Genomic DNA, 16,828 nt, shown 5'->3' on the forward strand with positions numbered 1-16,828 from the left:
CTGCAGGGGGGACCCTGTGGGAGAGTAGGACGCCGCCGAACTATTTTTGAATGGAGACCCCCGCACCGGGATACGGTGCGGGGGTTTTCTGCGTTTAGGGTCGCCATATGCGATACGAACTGGTCATCTTTGACAATGACGGCGTCCTCGTGGACAGCGAGCCGGTCTCCAACACCATCCTTGCCGCCTATCTGACCGAGCTCGGCCATCCCACCACGTACGAAGACTCCTTGCGCGATTACATGGGGGCCGCCGTCCATCGCGTACACGACCTTGTTCTTGAGCGGAGTGGGCAGCGGTTGCCCGAGGATTTTGACTCCGTCTTCCACTCTCGGGTCTTTGCCGCCTTTGAGCGGGATCTTGAGCCCGTCGCGGGAGCCTTCGGGGTGTTGGAGAAGTTGGAAGCCGATGGGGTGCCCTTCTGTCTTGCCTCGTCCGGGAGTCATGAGCGGATTCGGGTCGGGCATCGGCGTACCGGGCTCGACCGGTGGTTCGACGACGAGCGGATCTTCAGTTCCGAGGATGTGGGGCGGGGGAAGCCGGCGCCCGACCTCTTTCTGTATGCCGCCGAGCGGATGGGTGTCGCGCCCGAGAAGTGTGTGGTGGTCGAGGACAGTCCCCTGGGGGTGCGGGCCGCTGTCGCGGCGGGGATGGACGTGTACGGGTTCACCGCGATGACGCCCGCCGAGCGGCTATCCGGGGCGACCGAACTCTTCGGGGACATGGGGGAGTTGGCTGACCTGCTCGTATGACGTCCGTCAGTCCCGCTGGGAGTCGCTGAAGCCGCTGGTGCTGCACGCGGACCGTGGGGCGGCGGGTGAGGCTGGCCGTCGGGCAATTGGTTGGGTGATCTATCTACCCACCGGTAGTCAGGGGTCCTACGCTCTGCAGCCATGACGGACGAGCTGCGGCGCGGTAGGGCCTCTTTGGCGTTGAGCTTCCTGGTGCAGGGGGTCACCTTCGCGTTGCTGGTGACGCGGATTCCCGCCATTCAGGATCGGTACGGGATATCCGACGGCCTCCTTCCGGTCTTTCTCGCCGCGGTGCCGATCCTGGCGGGCGTCGGCAGCGTGGGCACGGAGTGGCTGGTCAAGCGGGTGCGGCCGAGCCGGGTACTGCGGTGGTCGCAACCGGTCGTGCTGCTTGCGCTGCTCGGGGTCGGTGCGGGGGACGCCCTGTGGCAAGTCGCCCTGGCGCTGGGGGCGTTCGGGCTCGCGGTGGGGGCGCTCGACGCGGCCATGAACATGCTCGGGGTGAGCCTGCAACGCGCGTACGGGCGCAGCATCATGTTGGGGTTTCATGCCGCGTACAGCCTGGGCGGGATCGCGGGGGCGTCGATCGCGTGGGCGGGGGCGCACTGGGATCTCTCGCTCTTCGTGTCGTATCTGCCGGTGGTCGTGGTGCTGTTGCCGGCCGCGTTGGTGGGGAGTCGTTGGTACGTCGATGCCGGGGGCACCGGTGTTGCAGAAGGGGCGCAGGGGGCTGCCGGTGAGGGCGGGACCGTCGTCTTCAAGCTGCTTTTCCCGCTCTGCCTGGTGATGACCTTCGCGTACATCGGGGACTCCACCGTCTCCAACTGGAGCGCCAAGTATCTGCAGGACGTGCTGGGGAGCTCTGAGGAGGTCTCCACCGTCCCGTACAACGTCTATATGGTCATGACCCTGTTGGGGCGGGGGCTCGGGGATCTGGGGGTGCGGCGGTTCGGGGCCGTGGCGGTGGTGCGGGTGGGGTCGGTGGTGGCCGCGCTCGGGTTCGCGGTCGTGGCGGCGGCGCCCGGGGCGTGGACCGGGATTCTGGGGTTCACCGTGCTGGGGCTCGGCTTGTGCGTGATCGTTCCCCAGACCTTCGCCGCTGCCGGGAGGCTCTTCCCTGGGGCCTCGGATGCCGCTGTGGCGCGGCTCAACGTCTTCAACTATGTGGGGTTCCTGATCGGTTCGCCGTTGGTGGGGGCGCTCGGGGACGCGTGGAACTATCGCGGGGCGATGCTCGTTCCGATGGTGTTGGTGCTCGTGACCTTGTTGTACGCCCGGTCCTTCGCCCCCGGAGCGGACCGATACGGTGACGGGCATGAGCGGCCGCGCACAGTTGATGTGGGACGAGGCAGTAACGGGCTATGACTTCGGTCCTGAGCACCCGATGGACCCGGTCCGGCTCGCGCTGACGAGAAGCCTGGTCGGTGCCTTCGGGCTCGACCGCGAGCTGGACGTGGTCGCGGCCAAGCCGGCCGGTGACTCCACGCTGCGGCTCGTGCATCGCGAGGACTATGTGGAGGCGGTCAAGGCCGCGTCCGCCGATCCGGCCTCGGCGGACGGGAGCCATGGGCTGGGGACGCCCGATGACCCCGCCTTCGCGGGGATGCATGAGGTGTCCGCGCTGATCGCCGGGCAGTCCGTGGGGGCTGCCGAGGCGGTGTGGCGTGGGGAAGCGCTGCATGCGGTGAACTTCGCGGGCGGGCTGCACCATGCGATGCCGGGGGCCGCTTCGGGGTTCTGTATCTACAACGACGCGTCGTTGGCGATCGCCCGGCTGCTCGAGCTGGGGGCCGAGCGGGTCGCGTACGTGGATGTGGACGTGCACCACGGGGACGGGGTGCAGGCGGCCTTCTGGGAGGACCCCCGGGTTCTGACGATCTCGCTCCATGAGCATCCGCGGACGCTGTTTCCGCAGACCGGGTGGCCCGAGGAGACGGGGGCCTCCTCGGCAGAGGGGTCCGCGGTGAATGTCGCCCTGCCCGCGGGGACCGGGGACGCGGGGTGGGTGCGGGCGTTTCACGCCGTGGTGCCGGAGCTGCTCGCGGATTTCCGGCCACAGGTGCTGGTCACTCAGCATGGGGCCGACACGCACTTCGAGGATCCGCTGGCGCATCTCGCAGTCTCGCTCGACGCGCAGCGGGCGGTGCAGGTGGCCTGTCATGAGTTGGCGCATTCGTACGCCGACGGGCGGTGGGTCGCGCTGGGCGGGGGCGGGTACGCCGTGGTGGATGTCGTGCCTCGGTCCTGGACGCATCTGGTGGGGATCGCCGCGGGGAGTCCGGTCGAGCCTGCCACGGAGATTCCCGAGGCCTGGCGGCAGGAAGTCTTCGCCCGTACAAGGCAGTTGGGGCCCCGGCGGATGACGGACGGGCGGTGGCCCGTCTCCTGGAAGGAGTGGGAGGCGGGGTATGACCCCGCGGACCGGCTCGACCAGGCCGTGCTGGCCGCTCGGCGGGCGGTATTTCCGCTGCGGGGGTTGTTGCCGTAGGCGGTTGTTGCTGGGGCGGTTGCCATGGGTCGGGCGGACGGATCGCGGGCCGGCGGGGGTGCTGGAGCGTACGTCGTGTTAGCCCAACTGTGGGGGGTTTTCGGGGTTTTGAGGGAGTGCCGGCCGGGGATGCGCCAGCATCGGCTGCGTGTTGAGCACCGGCGCCCTGCGGGCGCATCTGTTGGCGGCTCGGTTGGCCGGGCCCGTGGCCACCTCCCGGGAGGAGAGCCTGCGGAGCTATCGGCTGTTCGCGGCGCGGGATCCGCGGATACTGCTGGGGCTCGACCCTGAATGGACCTGGGAGGCGCCGGACCTGCTCGGGCTGATGGCCGACAAGTGCGGGGTGTCCGCCGACCCGCGGCACACCACGGGCTCCGATGTCATCGACCCCGAGCGGACGTTGACCGCCCTCGACGCCTTCGCCGAGCGGCTCTCCGATGCCGTGCAAAGGAAGCTTCCCGTGCTCTTCGGGACCGGTCATCCGCACCGGCTGCTCGGGTTCTACGCCGCGTTGGCGGACGCGTTGTCGGCGGCCGGGTGCACCGTCCTCACCCCCGCGCAGGGCAACAGTGTCGACATAACGACCCGGTTCGGCCTACGCACGTACAACCTTGACTACGTACAAGGAGTCGCGCTGGTGCGCGAACCCGGCGTGCGTCTCACCGGGAGTGAGACCGGCGCACACACCCACTCTCCACTCCCGGTTCGGGCCGTTCTGGCGGCCGCCGCGGAGGGCGACGGGCCCCTGCCCGAGCTGGTCGTCGGGGACCACGGATGGGTCTGCGGGGCAGGTCAGCTGGGGTTTGAGGCGATCGGTCTGGCGGATACGGATGATCCCGCGCTGTTCGTCGGAGAGGCCGAGGGGCAGGTGTCCGTCGTCGTTCCGCTTGATGACGCTGTGCGGTCTGATTACTACCGACCGCTTACTCGCTATGTACTCAATCGAGCGTGTCTGTCACAGTAGGCGGCCGATCGCTACTCCTCTTCCCCACTCGCATCATCCGCCCCTAGTCTGGGGAGTGAGCGCGCAGAGACGAAGAGTCACCGGAAGGGGAAGCCGGTGCCCGTCATGTGCGGAAGGTTCAGGTGGGGTGTCATGGCTGCAGACCAAAGGCCGCTGAACGAGGTCGCGTTTCTGACCGTGGCGGAAGTCGCCGCGGTGATGCGAGTGTCCAAGATGACCGTGTACCGCTTGGTGCACAGCGGTCATCTGCCCGCCATCCGGGTCGGAAGGTCCTTCCGGGTCCCGGAGCAGGCGGTTCACGAGTACCTCCGCGAGTCCTATGTGGGGGTCGAGGCGGGCTGACGGGCAACCGTCGATCCCTCTCGGAGGGGCCGTCGATCCCCCTCGATTACGTCCCTCACTCAGAGGCGGGTAGGCTAGGCCGACGTAGGTCGTGTGGGCCCAGTCTGCTGCCCCGCACCGAGTGAAGAGAAGTGAGCGAGGGTAGTCGTGGGCTCTGTTATCAAGAAGCGGCGTAAGCGGATGGCCAAGAAGAAGCACCGCAAGCTGCTGAAGCGCACCCGCGTTCAGCGTCGCAACAAGAAGTAAGCGACAGCTGTATTTGCGCGGTCCGAAGCCCTTCCGTCTTGTGGCGGGGGGGCTTCGGCGTTTTTTGGGGGGTGGGATGGGGGGCTGTGCGTCACGAGAGGTGTCAGACGTCAGTTGCCAGCTGGCAGACGTCAGACGACAGGTGACAGTCGACGAATGACAGATTTCACCGTCTGATATCCGTCAGGCGAGTGTCTGTAGTCACTTCCCGCAGCAGCCGGTCATCACAGCGCAACATCCACCCGCTAGCGTGTGCCAGGAGAGACATGATGGGGCGCGGCAGGACTTCGAGGGCTGGGGAAGGCAGGCGCTGATCTTGGGCAAGGTCGTGCTCGTGACCGGAGTGGCCCGGCAACTGGGCGGGCGGTTCGTCCGGCGCGTTCAGCGGGATCCGGAGGTCGACCGGGTGGTCGCCGTGGACGCGGTTCCGCCCGGGCATCATCTGGGCGGCGCCGACTTCGTCCAGGCCGACATCAGGCAGCCCGCGATCGCCAAGGTGCTCGCCGAGTTCTCCGTGGACACGGTCGTACACATGGACGTCACGGGCACCGCGCTCGCCGGCGGCAGCCGGGGCTCCCTCAAGGAGACCAACGTCATCGGCACCATGCAGCTGCTCGGTGCCTGCCAGAAGTCGCCGACGGTCAAGCGGCTCGTGGTGAAGTCGTCCACCAATGTGTACGGCTCGGCTCCGCGCGATCCCGCGGTCTTCACCGAGACGACCCCGCCGAAGTCGCTGCCGAGCGGCGGCTTCGCCAAGGACACCGTCGAGGTCGAGGGGTATGTCCGCGGGTTCGCCCGCCGGCGGCCCGATGTAGCCGTGTGCGTGCTGCGGTTCGCGAACATTCTGGGGCCCGCCGCCGACTCTCCGCTCGCCGAGTACTTCTCGCTGCCGGTTCTGCCGACCGTCTTCGGCTACGACCCGCGGCTCCAGTTCGTGCACGAGGACGACGCGATCGAGGTGCTGCGCCTGGCCGCGCACGAGCCGCGGCGCGGGACCCTCAACAGCGGCACGTTCAATGTCGCGGGCGACGGCCTGCTGCTGCTCTCGCAGTGCTCGCGGCGGCTCGGGCGGCCGACGCTGCCGTTCTTCATGCCCGCGGTCACCTGGGTCGGCCAGGCGCTGCGCACCCTCGGCGTCACGGACTTCTCGCCCGAGCAGATCAGGCTGCTCACCCACGGCCGGGTCGTCGCGACGCGGCAGATGCGCGAGACACTGGGCTTCACGCCCAAGTACACGACCGCGGAGACCTTCGCGGATTTCGTACGGAGTCGGGGTCCGGGACTTCTGCCGCCGCAGGCCGTCGCGGGAGCCCTTGACCGGATCGCCGCGCTGCCCTTCGCGGGCCACCACAGCGCCAATTGAGGAGAGCGTCAACGATGGCGGACGCCAAGGTCATTCCGTTCGACGACGACCGGTCGCGCGGGGGCGGCAAGGGCCCGGCGCGGCGCAGGGGCGCGGCCCGGCGCAAGAACGATCCGGCAGCCGTGCATGAGGTCACGGCGATGCCGGCCCAGCAGGACGGGGAGCCGCCGTGGGCGGACTCCGCCGAGCGGGCCGATCCGGAGCCGGCGGCCGTGCCGGGGCCACGTGAGGGCGGCGGGGGCCTTGAGCGGCGGATCGCGGGCGGGCTCGCGTTTCTGCGGCGACGGCTCACCGGGGAGTACGAGGTCGACGACTTCGGGTACGACGAGGAGCTCACCGACCAGGTGCTGATGTCCCTGGTGCGGCCGCTGTACGAGAAGTACTTCCGCGTCGAGGTGAAGGGCATCGAGAACATCCCGTCCGACGGCGGGGCGCTGATCGTCGCCAATCATTCGGGGACGCTGCCGCTCGACGGCGTGATGATGCAGGTCGCCGTGCACGACAACCATCCGGCCGGGCGGCATCTGCGGCTGCTCGCCGCGGATCTCGTCTTCATGTTGCCGGTGGTGAACGAGCTGGCGCGCAAGGCGGGGCACACGTTGGCGTGTGCGGAGGACGCGGAGCGGCTGCTGGAGCGGGGTGAGCTGGTCGGGGTGATGCCGGAGGGGTTCAAGGGCATCGGGAAGCCGTTCAGCGAGCGGTACAAGCTGCAGCGGTTCGGGCGGGGCGGGTTTGTGTCCACCGCCCTGCGGACGGGGTCGCCGATCGTTCCGTGCTCGATCGTGGGGGCGGAGGAGATCTACCCGATGATCGGCAACGCGAAGACGCTGGCGCGGGTGCTCGGCTTCCCCTACTTCCCGATCACGCCTACGTTTCCGTGGCTCGGGCCGCTGGGGGCGTTGCCGTTGCCGACGAAGTGGACGATTCAGTTCGGGGAGCCGATTCCCACGGACGGGTATCCGCCGGAGGCCGCGGAGGATCCGATGCTGATGTTCAACCTGACGGATCAGGTCCGTGAGCAGATCCAGCACACGTTGTACAAGCTGCTGGTGCAGCGGCGGTCGGTGTTCTTCTGAGCACAGAGAACCGGTCGGGGTTCTTCTGAGCACACGACAGGGGGCGGGGAGGCTGAATGCTCAGCCTCCCCGCCCCCTGTCGCGTACTACTTCACGTCATCCCCGTCGATCCCCAGTCCGGGCAGCAGGCCCGGCAGGATCGGTGGGACCGTGACGTCCGGTTCCGCCGACGGGGATTCCTTGCCGGAGTCGCCGTCCGACGGGGTCGGGGTCGTGTCGGACTTCGGGGGGTCCAGGAGGCCGCCCGTGTTGCCGCCGAGGAGGCCGTCGCTCTCGCTGTTGCCGTCCGAGGTCGACGGGTGGGGCTTGCTGTCCGTGCTGGAGCCGCCGCCGGGGGCCGACTCGGGGGCCGAGGGGCGGTCGGGGGTGGAGGCGCCCGAGGAGCCCTGGGTGGGCTCGTCCGCGGTGCGGCCGGTGGACGGGGTGCGGGGGAGGAGGGAGCGCAGGGGCTCGACTTCCTCGTCCATCGCGTCGAAGACCGAGTTCACCTGCTCGCCCACGTCGCCCAGCTGGACGGGCAGTCGGCTGCGCAGGTCGCTCCAGCTGCCGCGGTGGGACTCGGAGAAGGCGGACAGGGCCTGGATGGGGCCGAGTGATCCGTCCCGCTCGTATGCCTCGTGGAGGAGGCGGTGGCCTTCCGCCGCGTCGTGCTGCATGCCGGAGAGCGCGCGCCTGACCTCGCCGAGGGATTCGTGGTCGAGGTCGCCGGTGCGGCCGCGCTCCATCAGCCTGCGGGCCTCGTTGAGGCGGGTCGAGGCGTGGTCGAGGTAGATCTCGCCCTTGTCGCTGTCGCCGTCGGCCATGCCGAGCTTGAGGTCCTCCATGCCGCGCTTGAGGCCGTACAGCGAATCGCCCGGCAGGGCGTCCGAGCTGGCCGCGGCGACTCCGCTGAACGCCCCGGCTGCGACGCCGACGGTGAGCCCGCCCGCGGCGATGCCCTTCGACAGCCGGGAGCGCGGCTTCAGTTTGCGCAGTCCCGTGGCCCGGTGGGCGCCTTTGCGGGACCGCTGCTCGGGCACTGATGTGCCGGTGGTCCCGCCGCCCGCGGCCGTGCCCTCCAGGAACATGGCCTCCATGGCGGCTACGAGCTGGGCCCGCTGGACCACTTTGACCTCGGGATCAAGCTCCGGCTTCGGCAGCTCGCCGAGGCCGGTCGCCAGGGTCAACATCCGGTCCGGGGCGGCCTGTTCGGAACGCGCCGGATCGGGTGCGACGGAATCTTCGGTCTGCTCGGCCGCCGGGTCCTGGTCGGACTGCTCCTCCAGGGCCTGGGCGAAGGCGTTCGCCCGCCGGTGTGCCGATACGTTCGCGATCACTGGCGGCACCTCCTCTCGTCATGACGGTCGACTCCCCAGGGGGTCCTGAGGGTTGCACACCTTGAGCACATCCACACGAATGAGTGAGCGGAGGTGATCAGGGAGCGACCACAGGGAGCCTGCATCCCGCACAACGAGCGTCGCGGCACTTGGGTTACGGACGGAGGATGATCGGACCGCCAGAAGACGCCCGGAAGTCCGTGACGGCCATCTGGCCGCCACGGAAGGTGAGTTGATCGCCACCCACGGCTACGGAGAGCGGTCGGTGGTCCGTGGCGTCAGCGTGCGTCGTCCGGCAGGAGCCGGGCGAGGGTGCGGACCGCGCGGTACTGGAGGGTCTTGATCGCGCCCTCGTTCTTGCCCATCACCCGTGCGGTCTCGGCGACCGAGAGGCCTTGCAGGAAGCGCAGGGTCACGCACTCCTGCTGCTGTGGGTTGAGCCGGCGCACGGCGTCGAGCAGTGCGGCGTTCGAGAGGGACTCCAGGACGGAGTCCTCGGGGCTGCGCTCGACCTCGTTGGCGTCGAGCATCTCGCCGGTGGTCACCTCGAGCCGGAACCGGCTCGACTTGAAGTGGTCGGCGACCAGGTTGCGGGCGATCGTGACCAGCCAGGCGCCGAAGTCGCGGCCCTGCCAGGTGAACGTACTGATGCGGCGCAGTGCGCGCAGAAAGGTCTCGCTGGTGAGGTCCTCGGCGGTCGCCTTGCCGCCGACGCGGTAGTAGATGTAGCGGTAGACCGTGTCGCTGTACTGGTCGTAGAGGCGGCCGAAGGCGTCGGACTCGCCGGCCTGGGCGCGCTCGACGAGATCCATCATGCGGGCGCTGTCGCTGTCCGCGGCGGGACGGCGGTGGGTGGGGGTTGAGGTGGCGGAGGCAGAGCGAGCTCGTCTGCTCACCGCCGCGCCGCTGTCCGCCAGGGCGTAGAGCGGCCCGGCGGGTGTGGGGACGGCAAATGCGGGGACGGCGGGGCCGGCGTACGCGGTGGGGACGAAGCCGCGCAAGCGGTCGATGACCGTTGCGCGCAGCGTAGCCAGGCCCGAGGCGTCAACCCCGACGTGTGGGTACACGGGACTCCCAGAGGCAGAGCTTCCATCACGTGCAGTGCGGGACCGTTCACCCGTCGTAGCGACGTGTGGGGTCCGTTATGCGTCTGAGGAGAATAACGCTTCGTACAGGCGGCGCTACACCCAGTTGCTCAAATCACCGATTACGTCGCTTCTGTTACCGGTCTCTGCCCGATCAAGTAGCGGACAGTGAGCAGTTGTTGATCGGATTAGTTCGCATTCCGTCTCGGCGCGAGGCGTGTTGTGGCCGAGTGCTACCAACGGGACTGGCGGGGGGCGCGGCGGGGTAGGGGCGAGGGAATGTGACGCGGGCCCCGCGGATGTCGGCCGAGGTCAGTGGCGGCGGCGGTGCAGGGCGATCGCCGCGGCCGTGCCGCCCGCGATCGCGCCCACGCCGGCGGCGGCCGGGATGCCGACCTTCGCGGCCTTGCGGCCCGTGCGGTAGTCCCGCAGCCGCCAGTCCCGCTCGCGGGCGTGCTTGCGCAGCTTGGCGTCGGGATTGATCGCGTACGGATGCCCGACGAGCGAGAGCATCGGGATGTCGTTGTGCGAATCGCTGTACGCCGCACAGCGGGCCAGATCCAGCCCCTCCGCCGCGGCGAGCGCGCGTACCGCCTCGGCCTTCGCGGGGCCGTGCAGGGGTTCGCCGACGAGCTTGCCCGTATAGACGCCGTCCATGGACTCGGCGACCGTGCCGAGCGCGCCGGTCAGGCCGAGGCGGCGGGCGATGATCGTCGCGGTCTCCACCGGGGCGGCCGTGACCAGCCACACCTTCTGGCCCGCGTCGAGATGGGCCTGGGCCAGGGCGCGCGTACCGGGCCAGATGCGCTCGGCCATGTACTCGTCGTAGATCTCCTCGCCGATGGACATCAACTCGGCGACGCGGTGGCCCTTGACGATGGACAGGGCGCTGTCTCGGGCGTCCTGCATGTGCTCGGGGTCCTCGACGCCGGCGAGCCTGAACCACGCCTGCTGCCAGGCGAATCGGGCCAGCTCCTGGCGCTCGAAGAACTTCCGCTTGTACAGGCCGCGGCCGAAGTGGAAGATCGCGGCGCCCTGCATGACGGTGTTGTCGAGGTCGAAGAAGGCGGCGGCCTTGTCGTCGCCGACGACGGGGAACTCCGGCTCCTGCGCGGGTTCCTCCGGCGCGGCCTGCGCGAGTTCCTCCAGCTCCTGGGAGGATTTGCGCGCTGCCTCAGCCGAGGCCTCGCCTGCCAACACGCTCCGCGCCGTGGCGGAGCGCCTACGGGGGGTGAGCCATCCGAGAGCGGCCATGCCGTGAGCATAGCCAGTTTGTTCGGTGGTTCCGGAGTCGGCAGGATTCGACCCTGTGAACTCTCCGCGACCGCACCGTTAAACGGGTGGGCGGCGCGGCGCGTCGGCGGGGCGAGAATGGTGTCATGAGCCCGATTTTTCGCCGTACGGAGAAGAAGAAGCCCCAGGACCGGACGGTAACGCTGATCGGCAAGCCCGGCTGTCATCTGTGTGATGACGCACAGCTGGTGATCGAGAAGGTCTGCGGCGAGCTGGGAGTCGTATGGGAGAAGAAGGACATCACCCGGGACGAGGAGCTCAACCGGCAGTACTGGGAGCAGATTCCGGTGGTCCTGGTCGACGGTGAGCAGCACACCTTCTGGCGGGTGAACGAAGATCGGCTTCGGCGGGCGCTCGCGCCGTAGTCCGAATCGAGATGGAGCGAGACTGACCGAGGAGTCCAAACGGCCGGAAAGGTCCCTTAGGATCGTGGGCGGTTTTGGTCTCGGGGGCGATGATCGTGAGGAGAGTGTGCGGTTTTGCCCCCATCAACTGAGCGACGTCGCTCTCAGCGCGCTGGTTCCCGAAGAGTGCGCCGGGGGCGCGTGACCCCGGTCACGTTGGCCGGGCAAATCGGACACCATCTTTGTGCACGCGTTCACAAAGACATAGCCTGCATTCGACGGGGCGGTCTGGGGACATGTGACCGCCTGCAGCCCCGCTCTACCCGCAGGAGCACCGTGGCAACTGGCCGAACTCACCGACCGGCGACCCGCAGCCGAGGGATTCCCGAGGCCACCGTCGCCAGGCTTCCGCTGTACCTCCGAGCCCTCACCGCACTGTCGGAGCGCTCGGTGCCCACGGTCTCCTCCGAGGAGCTCGCGGCCGCCGCGGGGGTCAACTCCGCGAAGCTGCGCAAGGATTTCTCCTACCTCGGTTCCTATGGGACCCGCGGCGTCGGCTACGACGTCGAGTACCTCGTCTACCAGATCTCCCGCGAGCTGGGCCTGACCCAGGACTGGCCGGTTGTCATCGTCGGCATCGGTAACCTCGGCGCGGCCCTGGCCAACTACGGCGGGTTCGCGTCCCGAGGCTTCCGGGTCGCCGCGCTCATCGACGCCGACCCGAACATGGCGGGTACGCCCGTCGCGGGGATGCCGGTGCAGCACACCGACGACCTCGAGAAGATCATCAAGGACAACGGCGTCTCCATCGGCGTCATCTCCACCCCGGCCGGCGCCGCCCAGCAGGTCTGCGAGCGGCTCGTCGCCGCCGGTGTGACCTCGATCCTCAACTTCGCGCCCACCGTCCTCTCCGTCCCCGACGGTGTCGACGTACGCAAGGTGGACCTCTCCATCGAGCTGCAGATCCTCGCCTTCCACGAGCAGCGCAAGGCCGGTGAGGAGCCGGCGGCCGACGAGGCCGCGGCGCCCGCCGACGCCAAGCAGCAGCGGAAGGGACCCGACGGGGACGTCCCCGCCGTGATGCCGGCATGAGTCTCCTTGTCGTAGGGCTGAGCCACCGCAGTGCTCCCGTGAGCGTCCTGGAGCGGGCCGCGCTCGCCGCCGACGCGCAGGCCAAGCTCCTCCAGGACACGCTCGCCGCCGAGCCCGCCGCCGAGGCGGCCGTCCTCGCCACCTGCAACCGCATCGAGCTGTACGCCGACGTGGACAAGTTCCACGCGGGCGTCGCCGAGCTGTCCACGCTGCTCGCCCAGCACAGCGGGGTCGGCCTGGAAGAGCTCACTCCTTATCTGTACGTCCATTACGAGGACCGGGCCGTCCACCACCTGTTCTCGGTGGCCTGCGGGCTCGACTCGATGGTCGTCGGCGAGGGGCAGATCCTCGGCCAGATCAAGGACACCCTGGCGCGTGCGCAGGAGCTGCACACCGCCGGGAAGCTCCTCAACGACCTCTTCCAGCAGGCCCTGCGGGTCGGCAAGCGGGCGCACTCGGAGACCGGCATCGACCGGGCCGGGCAGTCGCTCGTGACCTTCGGCCTTGAGCAGCTCGCCGGACGCGAGCCGGTCGAGGCGTGGGCCAAGGGCAAGCGAGCCCTGGTCATCGGCGCCGGATCCATGTCCTCGCTGGCCGCGGCGACGCTCGCGCGCGCCGGTGTCGCCGAGGTCGTCGTCGCCAACCGCACCTTCGAGCGGGCCGAGCGGCTCGCCGAGATCCTCGCGGAAGGCGGCACCGGCACCACGGCCCGCGCCGTGGAGATGGACCAGGTCGCGGCCGAACTGACACGTGCCGATGTCGCGGTGTCCTGCACCGGCGCCACCGGGCTCGTGCTGACGTCGGACGCCGTGACGGCCGCGCTGGCGGGCCGCACGGCCTCGCCGGTGGCCACGGGGACCTCCCACGCGTCGGTGTCGGCTCCGCGCCCGGCGTCGCGCGTCGGCGGCACTGCCGACGGCTCCGCGGCGCGTGGCGCGGTGGACGCCGCAGCAGCGGCGGCGGACGAGGCCTGTCCGCTCGGCCTCTCCGCTGCGGGTGAGCCCGTGCGGGCCGGTGTGGACGCGACCACCCGCGGTGTCGGTTTCTCCGTCATGGGCGAGGAAGCCGTCGCCGGAATGGACGCCGCGACCCTGGAGCAGCACGCCGCCTGGGTCGACAACGCTCCCGCCGAGCGCCGTGACGACGAGGCCGCCGACCTGCGCGCCGAGGCCGGCACCATCACCGCGCTCGCCGCAGCCGTGACCGCCACCGGGCGCGTGCCCGAGCGCCGCGGCCCCTCGCTCGTCGAGACCGGGCACGTCCTGCTCGCCCTGCTCGACCTGGCCATGCCCCGCGACATCGACGCCGCCGCGCACCGCGTCGACGGCGTACGCCTCGTGGACATCGAGTCGCTCGCCGAGGCCTCCGCCGATGCCCCCATGGCCGACGACGTGGAGCAGGTCCGCGCGATCGTCGCCGACGAGGTCGCCGCGTTCGGTGCCGCGCAGCGGGCCGCGCACATCACGCCGACCGTGGTCGCCCTGCGCACCATGGCCGCCGACGTCGTCGCCGGCGAGATCGCACGGCTCGACGGACGGCTCCCCGGACTTGCCGAGAAGGAGCGCGCGGAGATCACCCAGACCGTCCGCCGCGTCGTCGACAAGCTGCTGCACGCACCGACCGTGCGGGTCAAGCAGCTCGCGGGCGAGCCCGGCGGCGCCGGGTACGCGGACGCGCTGCGCACCCTCTTCGACCTCGACCCGCAGACGGTCGCCGCCGTCAGCAGGGCCGATCACCTGAACAAGCAGAGCACCCAGAACGACCAGCACGACCAGCACGACAAGAACGACGACCCGAATCGAGGCCGGGCATGACCGAGAGGGCACTCAGGCTCGGGACCAGGCGCAGCAAGCTGGCCATGGCCCAGTCCGGCCAAGTGGCCGAAGCCGTACAGCAGTTGACGGGCCGGCCCGTCGAGCTCGTGGAGATCACGACGTACGGCGACACATCGCGCGAGCACCTCGCGCAGATCGGCGGCACCGGCGTCTTCGTGACCGCCCTGCGCGACGCGCTGCTCGCGGGCGAGGTCGACTTCGCCGTGCACTCGCTCAAGGACCTGCCGACCGCGCAGCCCGAGGAGCTGGCGCTGGCCGCCGTTCCGCTGCGCGAGGACCCCCGCGACGTACTGATCGCACGCGACGGCCTCACCTTCGCGGAACTGCCGAACGGCGCGCGCATCGGCACCGGTTCGCCCCGCCGCATGGCGCAGTTGAACGCGTTCGCGCGGGGCCACGGCATGACCATCGAGACCGTGCCGATCCGCGGGAACATCGACACCCGCATCGGATACGTGCGCAAGGGTGAGCTCGACGCCGTCGTGCTCGCCGCCGCGGGCCTCAGCCGCGTCGGCAGGATCGACGAGGTGACCGACTTCCTGTCGGTCGACACAGTTCTGCCCGCCCCCGGCCAGGGGGCACTGGCGATCGAATGCGTCGCGTCCAACGCGTCGCTGACCGCCGCGCTCGCCGAGCTCGACGACCCGTACACGCGGGCCGCCGTGACCGCCGAGCGATCCCTGCTCGCCGCCCTGGAAGCCGGTTGCAGCGCGCCCGTTGGCGCGTTGGCCGACTTGCTGGCCGACGGGCAGATTGTCAAGGAAATGCGCCTGCGCGGCGTCGTCGGGGCGACCGACGGCTCGACGCTGGTGCAGCTGTCCACCACCGGTCCCGTGCCCGAGACGCATGACCAAGCCATGGCGCTCGGCCGTGAACTCGCCGTCGAGATGCTTGCCAAGGGCGCGGCCGGTCTGATGGGGGAGCGAGCACTTTGAGCCCCACCTCGAACCTTCCCGGCCTTCCCGCACACGGGCACGTCACCTTCCTGGGTGCCGGACCCGGAGATCCGGGACTACTCACTCTGCGCGCTGTCGAGGCGCTGGCCCGAGCGGACGTGCTGATCGCCGAGCCGGATGTGCTCGACGTCGTGCGCGCGCATGCCCGGGGAGGTGTGGACACACCTCAGCCGCAGCAGCTTGACGACGCGTCAGCGGTCGCCGAAGCGCCGTCTGTACGGGCCGCTGCCAATCTTGTCATGGAGGCAGCGAGGGGCGGCAGGCGGGTCGTGCGTGCCGTCAGCGGCGACCCCGGCCTCGACACGGACGCCGCCGAGGAGATGCTGGCGTGCGCCGCCGAAGGCATCCCCTTCGAGGTGGTGCCCGGCATCGCCGCCGCGGTCGGCGTGCCCGCCTACGCGGGTGTTCCGCTGCGGGACGCGCAGGGCACCGACGTACGGTTCGTCGACGCCCGTACCGCGTCGGACCGCTGCTGGACCGAGGTCGGCGCCTCCGACGGGACCGTGGTCGTGTCGACCGCGCTCGACTCCGTCGCGGCCGCCGCCGGTGAGCTGGTGTCGGCCGGCCGCAAGCCCGACACCCCCATGACGGTGACCGTCGCCGGTACGACGACGCGCCAGCGCACCTGGACGGCGACGCTCGGCACCATCGCGCAGGTCCTGAAGCAGGCGAAGGTGCTGCCCTCGCCCGACGGCGGGCAGCCCGTCATAGCCGTGGTCGGTGAGCGCTCCGCAGCCGCCCAGCGCGACCAGCTGTCGTGGTTCGAGTCGAAGCCGCTCTTCGGGTGGCGCGTCCTCGTGCCGCGCACGAAGGAGCAGGCGGCCTCGCTCTCCGACCAGCTGCGGTCCTACGGCGCGGTGCCGCACGAGGTGCCGACCATCGCGGTCGAGCCGCCGCGTACGCCGCAGCAGATGGAGCGCGCGGTCAAGGGTCTGGTCACGGGCCGCTACGAGTGGATCGCCTTCACCTCCGTCAACGCCGTGAAGGCCGTGCGCGAGAAGTTCGAGGAGTACGGGCTCGATGCCCGCGCCTTCGCCGGGATCAAGGTCGCGGCGGTGGGCGAGCAGACCGCTGCCGCGCTGATCGCCTTCGGCGTGAAGCCCGACCTGGTGCCGAGCGGTGAGCAGTCGGCCGCCGGTCTCCTGGAGGACTGGCCGCCGTACGACCCGGTCTTCGACCCGATCGACCGTGTCTTCCTGCCGCGGGCCGACATCGCCACGGAGACGCTGGTCGCCGGGCTCATCGACCTCGGCTGGGAGGTGGACGACGTCACGGCCTACCGGACCGTGCGGGCGTCGCCGCCGCCGGCGGAGACGCGTGAGGCGATCAAGGGCGGCGGCTTCGACGCCGTGCTCTTCACCTCCTCGTCGACGGTGCGGAACCTGGTCGGCATCGCGGGCAAGCCGCACAACGTGACGGTGATCGCCTGTATCGGCCCCGCCACGGCGAAGACCGCCGAGGAGCACGGTCTGCGGGTGGACGTGATGGCTCCGGAGCCGTCGGTGCACAAGCTGGCCGAGGCGCTGGCGGAGTTCGGCGCGCGGCGCCGGGACGCGGCCGTGGAGGCGGGGGACCCTGTCACTCGGCCGAGTGAGCGTCGGCCCGGGTCCCGTCGCAGACGTACGGCACCGTAGCCCCGCGGCGCGAGGGCGGGGACACGGCGTACCGTGAATCAC

At 70.0% G+C, this 16,828-nt stretch carries 16 protein-coding genes; 13 read left to right on the plus strand and 3 right to left on the minus strand.

Translation table 11 applies throughout. The annotated features are described in order from the left end of the window. Nucleotides 1-107 precede the first annotated feature (107 nt). The 8 genes from ACIBKX_RS38970 (at nucleotide 108) to ACIBKX_RS39005 (ending at nucleotide 7,231) form a co-directional block, all read left to right on the plus strand. Nucleotides 108-752 (plus strand): HAD family hydrolase, encoded by a 645-nt coding sequence (locus tag ACIBKX_RS38970; RefSeq protein ID WP_363277758.1) that lies wholly within the window; start codon nucleotides 108-110, stop codon nucleotides 750-752. A 141-nt stretch (nucleotides 753-893) separates the two neighbouring features. Next, nucleotides 894-2,117 carry an MFS transporter gene (locus ACIBKX_RS38975; RefSeq protein ID WP_363277757.1) on the plus strand — a complete coding sequence of 408 codons (1,224 nt, stop codon included), beginning with the start codon at nucleotides 894-896 and terminating at the stop codon, nucleotides 2,115-2,117. Continuing rightward, nucleotides 2,068-3,240 (plus strand): acetoin utilization protein AcuC, encoded by a 1,173-nt coding sequence (locus ACIBKX_RS38980; RefSeq protein WP_363277756.1) that lies wholly within the window; start codon nucleotides 2,068-2,070, stop codon nucleotides 3,238-3,240. The genes ACIBKX_RS38975 and ACIBKX_RS38980 overlap by 50 nt, the downstream gene beginning before the upstream one ends. 148 nt (nucleotides 3,241-3,388) lie before the next feature. Next, nucleotides 3,389-4,204: a phosphatase gene (locus tag ACIBKX_RS38985; RefSeq protein WP_363277755.1), complete on the plus strand. Its 816-nt coding sequence runs from the start codon at nucleotides 3,389-3,391 to the stop codon at nucleotides 4,202-4,204. A gap of 132 nt (nucleotides 4,205-4,336) precedes the next feature. Then, a complete protein-coding gene (locus ACIBKX_RS38990) occupies nucleotides 4,337-4,546 on the plus strand; it encodes a helix-turn-helix domain-containing protein (RefSeq protein WP_266863634.1) in 210 nt (69 codons plus the stop codon). Nucleotides 4,547-4,693: 147 nt separating this feature from the next. Further along, nucleotides 4,694-4,792, plus strand: a complete 99-nt coding sequence (locus ACIBKX_RS38995; RefSeq protein WP_003948845.1) for a 30S ribosomal protein bS22 — start codon at nucleotides 4,694-4,696, stop codon at nucleotides 4,790-4,792. A 316-nt stretch (nucleotides 4,793-5,108) separates the two neighbouring features. After that, the gene (locus tag ACIBKX_RS39000; protein WP_363277754.1) at nucleotides 5,109-6,155 is read left to right on the plus strand and encodes an NAD-dependent epimerase/dehydratase family protein; all 1,047 of its coding nucleotides are present in this window, start codon (nucleotides 5,109-5,111) and stop codon (nucleotides 6,153-6,155) included. Nucleotides 6,156-6,169: 14 nt separating this feature from the next. Continuing rightward, nucleotides 6,170-7,231, plus strand: a complete 1,062-nt coding sequence (locus ACIBKX_RS39005) for a lysophospholipid acyltransferase family protein (protein ID WP_363277753.1) — start codon at nucleotides 6,170-6,172, stop codon at nucleotides 7,229-7,231. 86 nt (nucleotides 7,232-7,317) lie between these two features. Here ACIBKX_RS39005 and ACIBKX_RS39010 read toward each other — a convergent pair whose 3' ends face one another. The 3 genes from ACIBKX_RS39010 to ACIBKX_RS39020 form a co-directional block, all read right to left on the minus strand. After that, nucleotides 7,318-8,547 (minus strand): DUF5667 domain-containing protein, encoded by a 1,230-nt coding sequence (locus tag ACIBKX_RS39010; protein WP_363277752.1) that lies wholly within the window; start codon nucleotides 8,545-8,547, stop codon nucleotides 7,318-7,320. Between the two features lie 278 nt (nucleotides 8,548-8,825). Further along, the gene (locus ACIBKX_RS39015; RefSeq protein ID WP_363277751.1) at nucleotides 8,826-9,614 is read right to left on the minus strand and encodes an ECF subfamily RNA polymerase sigma factor, BldN family; all 789 of its coding nucleotides are present in this window, start codon (nucleotides 9,612-9,614) and stop codon (nucleotides 8,826-8,828) included. A gap of 330 nt (nucleotides 9,615-9,944) precedes the next feature. Then, nucleotides 9,945-10,886, minus strand: coding sequence for an HAD-IB family hydrolase (locus ACIBKX_RS39020; protein WP_363277750.1), 942 nt, complete (start codon nucleotides 10,884-10,886; stop codon nucleotides 9,945-9,947). 125 nt (nucleotides 10,887-11,011) lie between these two features. On the opposite strand from ACIBKX_RS39020, the gene ACIBKX_RS39025 reads away from it, so the two are divergent. The 5 genes from ACIBKX_RS39025 (at nucleotide 11,012) to ACIBKX_RS39045 (ending at nucleotide 16,786) form a co-directional block, all read left to right on the plus strand. Then, nucleotides 11,012-11,290 (plus strand): glutaredoxin family protein, encoded by a 279-nt coding sequence (locus ACIBKX_RS39025; RefSeq protein ID WP_363277749.1) that lies wholly within the window; start codon nucleotides 11,012-11,014, stop codon nucleotides 11,288-11,290. Nucleotides 11,291-11,605: 315 nt separating this feature from the next. Further along, entirely contained in the window at nucleotides 11,606-12,361 is a 756-nt protein-coding gene (locus ACIBKX_RS39030) for a redox-sensing transcriptional repressor Rex (RefSeq protein ID WP_363277748.1), read from the plus strand. Continuing rightward, a complete protein-coding gene (locus ACIBKX_RS39035) occupies nucleotides 12,358-14,175 on the plus strand; it encodes a glutamyl-tRNA reductase (RefSeq protein WP_363277747.1) in 1,818 nt (605 codons plus the stop codon). Before ACIBKX_RS39030 ends, ACIBKX_RS39035 begins: the two co-directional genes overlap by 4 nt. Then, nucleotides 14,172-15,131 carry a hydroxymethylbilane synthase gene (gene hemC, locus ACIBKX_RS39040; protein WP_363277746.1) on the plus strand — a complete coding sequence of 320 codons (960 nt, stop codon included), beginning with the start codon at nucleotides 14,172-14,174 and terminating at the stop codon, nucleotides 15,129-15,131. The genes ACIBKX_RS39035 and hemC overlap by 4 nt, the downstream gene beginning before the upstream one ends. Next, nucleotides 15,128-16,786, plus strand: a complete 1,659-nt coding sequence (locus ACIBKX_RS39045; RefSeq protein ID WP_363277745.1) for a bifunctional uroporphyrinogen-III C-methyltransferase/uroporphyrinogen-III synthase — start codon at nucleotides 15,128-15,130, stop codon at nucleotides 16,784-16,786. Before hemC ends, ACIBKX_RS39045 begins: the two co-directional genes overlap by 4 nt. Nucleotides 16,787-16,828 lie beyond the last annotated feature (42 nt).

The organism is Streptomyces sp. NPDC050658 (assembly GCF_044457025.1).
Lineage (GTDB): Bacteria > Actinomycetota > Actinomycetes > Streptomycetales > Streptomycetaceae > Streptomyces.

Excerpts from the sequence above, each read along its gene's own strand:
- hemC (WP_363277746.1), top strand. The coding sequence starts at position 14,172 with ATGACCGAGAGGGCACTCAGGCTCGGGACCAGGCGCAGCAAGCTGGCC.
- ACIBKX_RS39020 (WP_363277750.1), bottom strand. The coding sequence starts at position 10,886 with ATGGCCGCTCTCGGATGGCTCACCCCCCGTAGGCGCTCCGCCACGGCG.
- ACIBKX_RS38970 (WP_363277758.1), top strand. The coding sequence starts at position 108 with ATGCGATACGAACTGGTCATCTTTGACAATGACGGCGTCCTCGTGGAC.
- ACIBKX_RS38990 (WP_266863634.1), top strand. The coding sequence starts at position 4,337 with ATGGCTGCAGACCAAAGGCCGCTGAACGAGGTCGCGTTTCTGACCGTG.
- ACIBKX_RS39005 (WP_363277753.1), top strand. The coding sequence starts at position 6,170 with ATGGCGGACGCCAAGGTCATTCCGTTCGACGACGACCGGTCGCGCGGG.
- ACIBKX_RS39025 (WP_363277749.1), top strand. The coding sequence starts at position 11,012 with ATGAGCCCGATTTTTCGCCGTACGGAGAAGAAGAAGCCCCAGGACCGG.
- ACIBKX_RS38980 (WP_363277756.1), top strand. The coding sequence starts at position 2,068 with ATGAGCGGCCGCGCACAGTTGATGTGGGACGAGGCAGTAACGGGCTAT.
- ACIBKX_RS38975 (WP_363277757.1), top strand. The coding sequence starts at position 894 with ATGACGGACGAGCTGCGGCGCGGTAGGGCCTCTTTGGCGTTGAGCTTC.
- ACIBKX_RS39035 (WP_363277747.1), top strand. The coding sequence starts at position 12,358 with ATGAGTCTCCTTGTCGTAGGGCTGAGCCACCGCAGTGCTCCCGTGAGC.